The 12,331-nt window shown below is 67.4% G+C and carries 8 protein-coding genes; 5 read left to right on the plus strand and 3 right to left on the minus strand.

What is annotated here, in order from left to right; all coding sequences use genetic code 11:
• The first annotated feature begins 15 nt into the window (after positions 1-15).
• From K9U15_RS03100 to K9U15_RS03115, 4 genes are all read left to right on the plus strand, one after another.
• A complete protein-coding gene (locus tag K9U15_RS03100) occupies positions 16-636 on the plus strand; it encodes a 4Fe-4S dicluster domain-containing protein (protein WP_087190159.1) in 621 nt (206 codons plus the stop codon).
• 1 nt (position 637) lies between these two features.
• On the plus strand, positions 638-1,501 hold the full coding sequence (locus K9U15_RS03105) for a DmsC/YnfH family molybdoenzyme membrane anchor subunit (protein WP_123672662.1): 864 nt from the start codon (positions 638-640) through the stop codon (positions 1,499-1,501).
• A 99-nt stretch (positions 1,502-1,600) separates the two neighbouring features.
• Positions 1,601-2,254, plus strand: coding sequence for a Tat proofreading chaperone DmsD (gene dmsD / locus K9U15_RS03110; protein ID WP_123672661.1), 654 nt, complete (start codon positions 1,601-1,603; stop codon positions 2,252-2,254).
• Positions 2,255-2,263: 9 nt separating this feature from the next.
• The gene (locus tag K9U15_RS03115; RefSeq protein WP_123672659.1) at positions 2,264-3,154 is read left to right on the plus strand and encodes a DmsC/YnfH family molybdoenzyme membrane anchor subunit; all 891 of its coding nucleotides are present in this window, start codon (positions 2,264-2,266) and stop codon (positions 3,152-3,154) included.
• Positions 3,155-3,162: 8 nt separating this feature from the next.
• Here the strand turns inward: K9U15_RS03115 and K9U15_RS03120 are convergent, their stop codons facing one another.
• Entirely contained in the window at positions 3,163-7,410 is a 4,248-nt protein-coding gene (locus tag K9U15_RS03120; protein WP_161959699.1) for an EAL domain-containing protein, read from the minus strand.
• 165 nt (positions 7,411-7,575) lie between these two features.
• The gene (locus K9U15_RS03125; RefSeq protein ID WP_123672657.1) at positions 7,576-9,375 is read right to left on the minus strand and encodes a bifunctional diguanylate cyclase/phosphodiesterase; all 1,800 of its coding nucleotides are present in this window, start codon (positions 9,373-9,375) and stop codon (positions 7,576-7,578) included.
• A 148-nt stretch (positions 9,376-9,523) separates the two neighbouring features.
• Between K9U15_RS03125 and K9U15_RS03130 the strand changes: the two genes are divergently transcribed.
• Positions 9,524-10,873: a serine dehydratase subunit alpha family protein gene (locus K9U15_RS03130; RefSeq protein WP_096227342.1), complete on the plus strand. Its 1,350-nt coding sequence runs from the start codon at positions 9,524-9,526 to the stop codon at positions 10,871-10,873.
• A 47-nt stretch (positions 10,874-10,920) separates the two neighbouring features.
• Here the strand turns inward: K9U15_RS03130 and K9U15_RS03135 are convergent, their stop codons facing one another.
• Positions 10,921-12,177, minus strand: a complete 1,257-nt coding sequence (locus K9U15_RS03135) for a putative ABC transporter permease (RefSeq protein ID WP_096227341.1) — start codon at positions 12,175-12,177, stop codon at positions 10,921-10,923.
• Between the last annotated feature and the right edge of the window lie 154 nt (positions 12,178-12,331).

The raw sequence follows: 12,331 nt of genomic DNA on the forward strand, positions 1-12,331 counted from the left end.
AGGAGAGGATAGATCATGACGCATTACGCATTTTCTTTCGACGGCACTCGCTGCACCGGTTGCAAGACCTGCGAGATGGCCTGCAAGGATTACAAGGATCTTGACCTGGGCGTCGCGTACCGCAAAGTGTACGAGGTGACGAGCGGCGAGACGGTGAGGGACGCCAACGGCTGCTTCACCTCCACGTGCACGAGCTACCCGCTGTCGCTGTCGTGCAACCACTGCGACGACCCGGCGTGCACGAAGGTGTGCCCCACGGGCGCCATGCACAAGGATGCGGAGACGGGCCTCGTGTCCGTGGACGCCGACAAGTGCGTGGGCTGCGGCTACTGCCACATGGCCTGCCCGTACAACGCGCCGAAGGTGGACCGCTCCAAGGGCCACTCCGTGAAGTGCGACGGCTGCGCCGAGCGCGTGGCGGCCGGCGAGAAGCCGGTGTGCGTGGAGGCCTGCCCGGCCCGCGCGCTCGACTTCGGCACGGTGGAGGAGATGTCCAAGGTGGGCGAGCGCGGCAACATCGCGCCGCTGCCCGAGCCGCACTACACGAACCCGAACCTGTACATCAAGCCTTCCGCGGACGCCAAGCCTGCCGGCAGCGCCGACGGCAAGGTCGTCAACCCCCTGGAGGTGATGTAGCATGGAGGCCGCATTCGCCGAACTGCCTCTGGCGCTGTTCACGACCCTGGCCCCGATGGGCGCCGGCGCCTTCATCGCGCTCGCGCTGGCCTTCTTCACCACGACGTTCACCGACGACCAGGTGAAGAAGATCGACCGCATGACGCTCATCCCGTTCGTCGTGGTGCTCGTGGGCTTTGCCGCCTCGTTCTTCCACCTGGCCTCTCCGCTGCACGCGGCGGGCGTGTTCGCCGGCATCGGCTCCTCGCCGCTGTCGAACGAGATCCTCGTGGGCTCGCTGTTCGTGGTGCTGGCCCTGGTGTACGTGATCCTGGCACTGGCCGGCAAGCTCTCCGGCGGCGCGCGCAAGGGCTTCGTGGCCGTGGTGGCCGTGGCCGCCGCCGTGTTCGCCTGCTTCACCGGCATGGCCTACATGATGGAGACCATCGCCTCGTGGAACTCGCCGCTCGTGGTGGTGCAGCTGCTGGGCTTCGCCCTGCTGGGCGGTATGCCGCTGGGCACGCTGGTGCTGGGCCTTGCCGGCGCGCTCCCCGATGCGCTTAAGGGCTCGTTCAAGACGGCCGGCATCGTGGTGGCCGCAGCCGGCGCGGTGCTCGCCATCGGCGGGTTCTGCGTCCAGGTCATGGGCGTGGGCGGCATGGAGAACGCCCTCGTGTCCGGTGCCGACCTCGTGGCAGACGTCACCATCTACCTTGCGGTGGCCGCCGCCAGCCTCGTGCTGGCGGCGGCGGGCACCGTGGCAGCGCTTCTGGGCAAGAGCCCGGTGGCGATGGCCGGTTTCGGAGCGGTCATGGCCGTGATCGGCATCTTCGTCGCCCGCCTCGTGTTCTATGCCGTGCAGCTTTCCGTGGGCCTGAGCTTCTAGGGAAGGCGCGCCGGCACGGTTCCGAAACGAATACTTTGACGGAGGCAAGGTACGCTACAATGTGGCGTACCTTGCTGGTTTCGACGGAGGGGACGAACTATGGACGAGAACATGCAGGACGGCCGGGACATGCTCGAGGGCATCGCCTTCGTGGGCGAGACGCTGGGGCCGTTCTTCCTGCAGGACCCGAAGACGGGCGAGGCCGGCGCAGCGTTCCAGGCGCTGGCAGCGCTCGACGTGGATGCAGCCGCCGCGGAGTGGCCGTTCGCGGAAGAGGCCGAGGCGCATGGCGACCTGGCGCTCATGAAAGAGGGGCTTGCGCGCGGTGTCGAGGACGACGACCTGGTGTGGGAGTACCGCCGCCTGTTCGTGGGCCCGGCGCCGAAGCCGGCACCGCCGTGGGGTTCGGTGTACACCGACCGCGAGTGCGTCGTGTTCGGCGAGAGCACGCTCGCGCTGCGCGCCTGGATGCGCGCGCAGGGTATCGAGCGGCTCGTGGACGACAAGACCCCCGAGGACCACATCGGCCTCATGCTCGTGCTCATGGCGTGGATAGCCCGCAACCGTCCCGAGGCGTTGGACGACTTCCTGCGCCTGCACCTGCTGCCGTGGTCGTCGCACTTCCTGGACGAGCTGGCCGAGGCCGCGGAGCAGCCGTTCTACGAGGGACTAGCGCGCCTGGCGAAGGCGAGCCTCGAGGGCATCCAGTCCGAGCGCGCCCTCGACGTGGCCTACCCGCGGTTCTACCGCTAGGAGGGGGCCATGCTGTCGGGGATGGGCACGGCGCTGGGCGAGATAACGCTCGTCCTGTTCACGACGCTCGCACCGTCGGGCGTCGTCGCGTTCATCCTCATGGGCCTGCCGCTTCTTCGGACGGGCATGCCGGCCGACGCGCGGCAGCGCATCAACCAGTTTCTAAGCATACCGCTGGTCACCACCATGGTGGGGCTCGTGGCCTCGGCCACCCATTTGGGCAATCCGGCGAACGCTCTCTACGTGTTCCTGGGAGTGGGCCGCAGCCCGCTTTCCACCGAGGTGTTCTGCGCCGTGGTGTTCTTGGCTCTGGCAGGGGTTTACTGGCTCTACTCGTTCGCCGAGCAGCCGCGCGTCGGGCTGCAGCGCCCCTGGATGGCGCTGGCCATGGCGGCGGGCATCGTGTTCGTCACGTCCGTGGCCTTCGCCTACAGCGCCGAGACCATCGTGTCGTGGTACACGGTGTACGTGCCGCTGAACCTGTGGCTGAACGCGCTGGTGGGCGGTCCGGTTCTTGCGCTCGTGGGCCTGCGCGCCGCGCGTTGGGAGCCGGCGTGCGGCCGTTTCGGGCGCACGCTGCTGGCGCTGTCGGCGGCGGCCCTTGCCGCGAACCTCGTGTCGTTCGGGCTGCAGAGCGCCGACTTGCCGCGCATTGCGAACGCGTTCCTCGCCGCCTCGGACCTCGTGCCGTACTACGGTCTCATGATCGCCGCGTTCGGCGTGCTGGCGCTCGCGGGCATCGGCCTTGACGCGCAGGTCTTGCTAAACCGCGCGCTCGAGGGCCGGCGCTCCCTGGGCGTCGGCCGCGCCAGCGCGGCGTGCGTGCTCGTGCTGGCCGGCATCTTCGTCATGCGCTTCGCGTTCTACATGATGCACCTGACGGTGGGGCTGGGCGTGTAGGCCCAGGCTCAATCGGCGAGGGGCGACGGGATGCCGGGCTCGTAGAAGCAGAAGTGCGCCTTGCCCATCGACTTCGCCCGGTACAGCGCCGCGTCGGCGCGGTCGTACACCGTTTTGAACTCCGTGCCCTGCTTGGGCACGAGCACGACGCCGGCCGAGGCGGACACCTCGATGGTGGTGCCGCCCCTCACCTTGGTCGTCCACGGCTTGCCGCACAGCGTGCCCACGCGCCGCGCCAGGCTGGCCCGCGTGATGTCGTCGCAGTACACGATGAACTCGTCGCCGCCCCAACGGCACACCAGGTCGTTCTTTCGGAACGCGCTGCGCAGGTGCCGGCCCACGTCGGCCAGCGCCGTGTCGCCGGACAGGTGACCGTGGCGGTCGTTGACCAGCTTGAAGTCGTCCAAGTCGATGATGACGAACGCGCCCGCGGTGCCCTTGCGCAGCGTCTTCGCCAGGGCTTCCGGCAGCAGCGCCGCGCCGGTCTGGCGGTTCAGCAGCCCCGTGAGCGCATCGTGGCGAGCCTTGTCCTCCAGATCGAGCTCACGGCGCTTGCGCCGGTCGATGTCGGTCACGGAAAGGTAGGCGTACACGTCGCCGCCCGCCTCGATGCGGATAAGGCGGTAGCCCAGCTCCATCCAGCGCTCGCCCCGCTCGTCCTCCTGGCGGTACTCCAGCGAGTCGAACAGCACCCCGTCTTCGAAGCGTGCGAGCATGGCATCGAAGTCGAGGAACGACTTGACCGCCTCCGCGTCCTTCACGGTGCGCACCGTGCGCCCGATGCGCTCGGCCGGCGTGGTGTCCGTCCAGTCCTCCAGCACGGCGCCCACCGCCCGCCTCCACGCCCGGCGGTCCGACGCGTCCAGGAAGCTGTGCGTGCGCAGGTTGACGCACCAGTGGTCCACGGCCCGGCCCTTCAGCATCTCGAACAAATCGCTTTCCGTGTCGGGGCCGCTCTGGGCGACGTTCTCGATATAGCCGATCACGCGCACGGGCCTGCCGGTGCCGTCGGGCACGGCCTCGCAGGTTACGCGCAGCCGGGTTGGGTCGCCGTCCTCGGCCAGCGCCTCTATCTCGCGGACGGGCACGCCGTCGTGCAGGGCCTCGCGCGCCAGGCGCCTGAGCATGCGTCCCGCCCGGTCGGCGGTCGCAGCGCCCTGCTCGGGGGCAAAGCGGTCCGCGGAGGCCAGCAGCGCCGCCAACCCGTCGGACGAGAGGTTCTGGAACGTCAGGCGGTCGTGCTCCACGTCGTATATCCACACGTTCAGGCTGGCCTGGAGGATGATACGGTGCAGCATCTCGTCGTCCAGGGCCAGTTCCTGCTGCATGCGCACGGAGTCGTCGATGTCGAGGCAGACGCTGGCGATGGCCAGGCGACCGTTCTTCGTTCGGACGACCCTTCCGTGGTCGGCCACCCAGAACCAGGACCCGTCCTTGCGGGGCATGCGGTACTGGGTGGTGTAGTCGAGGCCCTCGTAGTAGTCCGGCCCGATGTCCTCCATGACGTGCGGCAGGTCGTCGGGATGGATGGAGTTGCCCACCTTGCCGTCGAGCGCCTCGATGAGCTCCGCCGACGTGTCGTAGCCCGCCATGCGGGCTATCTCCTCGTTGGCGAACAGGATGGGGAAGCCCTCCTCGCAGTAGCCCCCTATGAGGCCGCCCGGCACGTTTTCCAGGAATATCTGGGCTGCCACCTGGCGATTTTCGGACGACATGTCGTCGAGCGCCCTTTCGGCGGACGGCAGGCCCAGCACGTCGTTCAGCGCGGTTTGCGAAGAGCGCAGCTCCAGCTCCTGCTCCTTCTGGCCCGTCACGTCCGAAAGCGAGGCGAAGAAGATGCTGCGGTCCTGCTCGCGTCTGAGGAAGAACACCTTCATGTGCAGCCACATGAGGTCCCCGCACAGGCGGTAGCGGCGGATCGTTCCCTCGGAGCCCGACACGGGGTGCTGCTCGGCCTGCTCGAACAGGCTCATGACGAGGCCCCGGTCGTCGGGGTGCACCTGGCGGAAGATGTACCGCTGGCGCTCGTGCAGGTCGACGGCGTTGCAACCGGTCACGCGATAGTACGAGTTGTTCACCTGCAGCAGCTCGAAGCGGTCGGGGTAGACGGCGTACACGGCCATGCCGCCGATGAGGTTGTCGACGAGGGTTCTGCTCGTCTCGTTCTCGTTCAGCAGGGCGTCCATGTCGATAAGCTCCATCATGGGCGCGAGCACGCCGCGGAAGTCCACGGCGTCGGGCTGGGCGAGCAGGGCCTCAAGATGCTCGGTGTCCATGGGGCGGTGGAAGTAGTAGCCCTGGGCGTAGTCGCAGCCGATGTCCTGCAGAAAACCCACCTGTTCCTTCGTCTCGGCGCCTTCGGCGATGATGCGCAGGTCCATGAGGCGGGCCATGGACACGACGGCCTCGAGGATGCTCTCGCTGCGTCGCGTGTTGTCGTTGCGGTTCAGGAAGCCCATGTCGATCTTGAGTATGTCGACGGTGATGTCCTTCAGCATGTTGAGCGATGAGTAGCCGCTGCCGAAGTCGTCCATGAGGATGGTGAAGCCGAGCGCTTTCAGCCTGCTCACCGCCTCGGCCATCTTTCGGTCCTCGGCATAGGCGCTTTCGGTGATCTCCAGCTCCAGCAGGCTGTGGTCGAGGCCGTACGTGCCCACCAGGCCCTCAAGCGTGTCCACCACGTCGATGGCGTACAGGTCGGCCCTCGAGATGTTCACGGACACGGGGATGGGCCGGCAGCCGCGGTCGATCCACGAGCGCAGGTGCCGACACACCTCGTCCCATACGTACAGGTCGAGGCTGGCTATGAACCCGCTGCGCTCGAGCACGGGGATGAAGGCTCCCGGCATGACCACCCCGCGCTCCGGGTGCTGCCAGCGCACGAGCGCCTCGAGGCCCACGATGCGCCCCGTGCGGGTGCTGCACTGGGGCTGCCAGTACGGCACGAACTCGCGGTTCTTCAGCGCCTGCTTCACCTCCAGCAGCAGCTTCGCCTCGTTCTTCAGCTCTTCGGACATGGATTCCTCGTACCAGGCCACGCGCTTGGCGTACGTGTTCTTGACGGTGGCCATGGCCAGCATGGCGTGGTCGCAGGCGGTGCTGATGGAGCGTCCCGCTTCCTCGACGGAGCACACGCCGATGGCGGGGCGGAACCCGATGGCGTCCTCGGAGTCGAAGGGAGGCAGCTTCAGCTGGCGGTCGACGGCGTCCTCGGTTATGGTGCCGTGGGGCAGTACGAGCGCGAAGTCGTCGCCGCCCAGGTAGCCCGCCACGCCCTCGTAGCGCTCGGCCAGGTTGGAGAGGCGATTGGCTATGGCGCGCAGCATCTCGTCGCCGGCCTCGCGACCGTGCCACTCGTTGAACAGCTTGAAGTGCTCGATGTCCAGGTAGATCGCCTCGTGGCAGCGCTCGGGGTGCGCTTCGAGCAGCGCGCTGGCCTTCGCGTAGAACGTGGCGGCGTTGTAGATGCCGGTGAGCTGGTCACGTTCGCGAAGCTGCCTTATCTGGGCGTTCTCGGCGTGCTCCTCGCGGGCGCGCACCTCGGCGTCGATGTCGGCGATGAAGCACATGACCACGGTCTCGCCGCCCTCGCCGCGCTTCACCGGCACGACGGTCTGCGCCACCCACCCCCAGCTGCCGTTGCACCGCAGCTTGCGGAACTCGCCGCGCAGCGCGCCGTCCTCCTCCTCGATACGCTCGAGCAGGGTGTCGAAGTCCCAGAACCGCTGGAACCGCTCGCGGTCCTCGGGATTGATCATGTTCCTCAACACGTCGTCGAACATGGCGCCGAGCTCTCCCGAGAGCGGCGGCATGGCGTACTTGCCGGGCTCGTGGTACAGCACCTTGTACGTGTCGCCCGTCACGTTGATCTCGAACAGCTCGTCGTAGGACGACGGCTCCCTCAGCGTGGAGAACAGGCTGCGGCTCCGGTCGTCAACGGGCCGGCCCGAGAACAGCACGCAGGGGCCGCGGTCGAACCAGTCAACCTCGAGGCACGTGATCTCGTACCACCTATCGCGCCGCGCGCTGAAGATGACGGTCTGGGTGGCGTCCCCGCTGTTGCTCTCGTGCCCGTGCCAGGGGCAGTCATCGCAGGGCTCGCTTGCGCCGCGGAACGCCTCGTAGCAGATGGAGCCCACCTGGCCGCGGGGGAAGGCACGGTGCGCTGCCTGGTCCATGTACACGACGCGATGGTCGCGGTCGATGACGTACGTGTGCCGGTGCGTCGAAGGGTTCCCCGAAGCGTCGTCGCCCATGTACCTGCTCCTAACCGAGGTGGCCGATCTCCCGAAGCCGGACTGGGTGCTGCGGGGAGAACAGCTCCCATTGTATCCGGTTGTACGGTGCGTCGCCTGAGAAAAGGTGCATGGCTATGAAAATAGTCGGGTATCGCCGTGCCCGGTCAACGCGCGGTTCGGCCCTCAAAGTCCGTAGCGGGTGCGGAACTCCCCCTCCGGCAGGGGCTTGGAGAACACGTAGCCCTGGGCCACCGGGCAGCCCAGCTCTCTCAGCATGGAGGCCTGCTCCTCCGTTTCCACGCCTTCGCACACGGTGACCAGCCCGAGGTCGCCGGCCATGTCCAGCACGCCCTTCAGCACGGAGCGCGATCGGCTCGGGTCGGTGTTCTCGGAGAGGAAGCCGCGGTCGATCTTGAGCACGTCGATGGGCAGTTTGCGCAGCAGGTTGAGCGACGAGTAGCCGGTACCGAAGTCGTCCATGGCCAGGCGGAAGCCCATGGCCTTGAGCGTCTCGAGCTTGTTGATGACCGCGTCCTCGTCCATGACGAACGCGCTTTCGGTGACTTCGACCTCGATGGCCTCGTGGGGGATGCGGGCGCTGTCCACCACGTGCAGCAGGCGCTCGATGAAGCCCTCGCGCATGATGGTGACACGGGAGAAGTTCACGGACACCACGAGCGCTTCGCCGGTGCCGGGTACGGTCATCGGATAGGTTTGGCACACGCGCTTGAGCATGTAGAAGTCGAGCTGCACGATGAACCCGTTCTTCTCGAAGAGGGGGATGAACGAGTCGGGCGGGAGGAAGCCCAGCTTGGGCGAATTCCAGCGCACAAGCGCCTCCGCCCCGGCGAGCGCGCCGTCGGCCAGATGGTTCTTCGGCTGCAGGTACAGCTGGAACTCGCGGTTCGCCAGCGCCTCGTCCTCGTGCTGCTCGATGCGGTTCTTAAGCTCCACGGCGTTGCGGAACACCTGGTCGTAGCGCGAGATGCCCTCCTTGTCGGGCGACTCCTTCATCACGGCTATGGCGTTGCTCACCAGGAGCGGGATGCTGTCGCTGGGCTGCTCGACCTCGCACACGCCGCAGCCGAAAGAGAGGATGCCCGTGAAGTGAAGGTCGGGGGTGGCGCGCAGCTTCGCCTCGATGTGCCCGTGCAGCTTCTCGATGCGCTGCGGGTCGTTGCGCAGCAGCAGCACGAAGTGGTCCGCGTTGCCGTGCGTCGCCAGCTCGTCGCGCCGGCAGGCATTGTCCAGCAGGCGGGCCAACGTCAGGATGAGCTTGTCGCCGGACTCGTAGCCGTACGTCTCGTTGATGTAGCGGAAGTTCAGCACGTTCGTGTACGCCACCAGGTACGTGCCCCCGGGGGCGCTGGACACGAGCTGCTGCCCCTGCTCCTCGAAGGCCAGCATGTTCTTGCGCTTCGTGAGCGGGTCGGTGAAGTAGGCGGTCTTGAGCTTCGAGATGCGGTCGTTGCGCATGAACAGCATGATGGTGGCGGCGGTGAGGAACAGCACGGTGCAGATGGCGCCCGTCACGAGGAAGTCTCGCTCGGCGCGCTTCTGGGCGGAGAGCACCATGGCGTCGGCCAGGGTGAAGTGCGTCTCGCTCAGGTCCAGCAGCCGCTCGGCGGATCCCTCCCCGCGGTGCAGGGCATCGATCTCGTCCTCGATGAGCTTCCATTGCGAGTCGACGGCGGCCAGGTTGTCCATGAACTCGTAGGTTTCGGGGCCCTTGTACAGGCGGTTTTCCTCGTTCTCGGCCAGTTTCTCCAGCAGCGAGGTCACGCGCTGCTCGGTGGACGGCGCCGGCCGGCCGGCCAGCTCCATCTTCACCACGCGCTGCGTGCCGCCGCGCACGACGCCCGAGTCGTTGATGATGCCGGCGAAGTCGCGCACCTGCGCGAGGGTGAACATGAGTATGGCTACGCCCAGCACCCAGAAGGCGATGACGATAAACCCCTTGCCCAGCCTACTCCGCTTCTTCAAGCGGACCTCCTTGTTGTTCAGCGCGCGAGCGCAATTGCATCATATTATAGCGACGGCTCCCGGTGTTGCCGGCATCAATTTGACGTTAAGCGCCCAGCGGGGGTCGCGTGCTATCATGGGGGAATCGTAACCGGCGGGAAGGCGGATCATGGAGCGGACCGACGAGCGCTACGGCGCCTACGTTTCCATTTTGGAAGAAGAGCTTATCGCGGCGATGGGGTGCACGGAGCCTATCGCCATCGCGCTGGCGGCGGCGAGGGCGCGCGAGCTGCTGGGAGCCGAGCCGACCCGCGTGCACGTGGCGGCCAGCGGCAGCATCATCAAGAACGCGAAGAGCGTGGTGGTGCCCCATACGGGCGGCTTGAAGGGCATCGAGGCCGCGGCGGCAGCCGGCATCGTGGCGGGGGAGGCCGGCCGCAGCCTGGAGGTGATCGCCGACGTGTCGCCGGCCGACGTGGAGGAGGTCGTCGCCTATCTGGGGCGCACGCCCATCGCGGTGGAGCGCGCCGACTCGGGCCTCGACTTCGACATCGTCGTGCGCGCGTTCGCCGCGGAGGCTGCCGACGGCGCCGGGGCCGCGGGCGGCGGCGCGGGCGCCGGGGCCGCGGCGGGCGGTCCGGCGCGCAGCGCGCTCGTGCGCATCGCCGACTTCCACACGAACATCGTGCGCGAGGAGCGCGACGGCGAGGTGCTGCGCGATGCCGCGCCTGCGTCGGAGGGCGGCGCGGCCGAGGGCATGACCGACCGCGGCCTGCTTTCGATGGCCGGTATCTGGGACTTCGCCATGACCGTGGACGTGGACGACGTGCGCGAGCTGCTCGACCGGCAGATCGCCTGCAACGGCGCCGTGGCCGACGAGGGGCTGGCCGGCGACTGGGGCGCGAACATCGGCAGCGTCATGCTGGGCGCCTACGGCGACGACGTGAAGGTGCGCGCCTGCGCGTGCGCCGCAGCGGCGTCCGACGCGCGCATGAGCGGCTGCGAGCTGCCGGTGGTCATCAACTCGGGCAGCGGCAACCAGGGCATCACCGTGTCGGTGCCGCTCATCGTGTACGCGCGCGAGCTGGGGTCGAGCGACGAGCAGCTCTACCGTGCGCTGGTGCTCTCGAACCTCGTGGCCATCCATCAGAAGACGGGCATCGGCCGGCTGTCGGCGTTCTGCGGCGCGGTGTGCGCGGGCGCGGCGGCGGGCGCCGGCATCGCGTATCTGGACGGCGGCGGCTACAAGGAGGCCTGCCACGCCGTGGTGAACGCGCTGTCCATCGTGGCGGGCATGGTGTGCGACGGCGCGAAGCCCTCGTGCGCCGGCAAGATAGCCTTCTCGGTGAACGCCGGCATCCTCGGCTACGTGATGTACCGCGACGGCCAGCAGTTCTACGGCGGCGACGGCATCGTGAAGAAGGGCGTGGAGAACACCATCGACAGCATCGCCCGCCTCGGCCGCGACGGCATGCGCGCCACCAACGACGAGATCATCAGGATCATGCTGGGCTCGTAGGGGAGGGGAAGGGGGCGGAATCACGCCCCCTTCCCGAGAGATCCGGCCTAGTTCGCGCGCGTGGCGTTGGAGGGGTCTATCGACATGCTCTGGAAGCGCTCCTGCATGTACTCGTTGTCGAAGTTGCGGTCGAAGAACTGGGCCATGGCGGTCTCGGAGGGCTTGCCGGCCATGCGCTGGTACCAGCAGTCCAGCGACAGCAAGGTCATGGCGCCGTCCACGATCATGAGTGCCGCGCACACCGTGGTGAGGGCGTAGCGCCAGTTCCAGGGTATGAGGTTCACCAGCTTCAGCATCCAGGGCAGGCACAGCTTGATCCACACCACGCCCAGCACGCCCCACATGGCCATGAACATGCCGTTGGTGCGCCCGTCGATGGACAGGAACGTGCCCGAGTAGTCCCAGGCCACGATGCCGAACGCGAACTGCATGAACCAGCTGGTCAGATACTCGAACGCCCCGCCGATGACGGCGCTCACCAGGAAGATGAGGATGACGTTCTTGTCGTGGAAGCGGTTCAGCGCCACGGTCATGAGCACGGCGCCGAATCCGTAGATGGGCGAGAACGGCCCGAATAGCAAGCCGGCGCGGTCCTGGTAGTGGCCGGGATCGACCACGGCGAAGTGGTACACCGTCTCGATGATCAGCCCCAGCACGCAGCACACCGTGAAAATCCAGAACAGGTTGAAGAAGTTGAGCGCGATGAACCCCTTGCCCGTCTCGTCGCGTCCGAGCGTGCCGTCCTCGGCGTCCTCGCGCGTCTCCATGTCGCGTAGCTTGCGCTGGAGCTCGCGCTCGTCGGCGAGCGACGGGTCCAGGTAGCTGGTCAGCACCACGAGGAACACGATGAAGGCCACGAAGAACAGCACGGTGCCGTCCAGGCCGAACAGCATGATGTCGCACAGGATGCCGGCCACCATGAGGCCGGTGAGCAGCTCGGCGGTCTGCGCCGCAAAGCGTCGCTTGTCGCGCAGCAGGCGGATGCCGAACACGATGAACGCCACGGTGAGCAGGGCCAGGATGGCTAGCAGCGCGAAGAACAGCACCGTGGACGCCGTCGAGTCGTCTGCGAGCGCGCCCTCGCGGAACGCGATCACCATGGCCACGATGACGAACCCGATCATGGGCAGGATGGCGACGCCCGCCACGATGCACAGGATGGCGAACACTTTGAGCGGCAGGGGAATCTTCTTCTTGAGCGTTGCCGCCGCCTCGGCTTCCTGGGACGTCAGCGCCTCTATCTCGGCTTCGAGCTCGGCATCCGTCTCGGCGTTGCTTCGCTCGTCGCGGTGGTTGTGCATCATCGGTACCTCTCGTGCCCATGCCGGCGCGCGCCGCGCCGGCCGTGTCCAGCTTGCAGGCACCCACGATACCATAACCCGATGGGCGGACGGTTACGGGGCGGATGATGCGCATCGCGCGCCCATGAGCGTGCAGGTCGAGGTGGCTGTGTCCGGC

Origin of the sequence: Gordonibacter sp. RACS_AR68 (assembly GCF_030418485.1) — a bacterium.
Lineage (GTDB): Bacteria > Actinomycetota > Coriobacteriia > Coriobacteriales > Eggerthellaceae > Gordonibacter > Gordonibacter urolithinfaciens.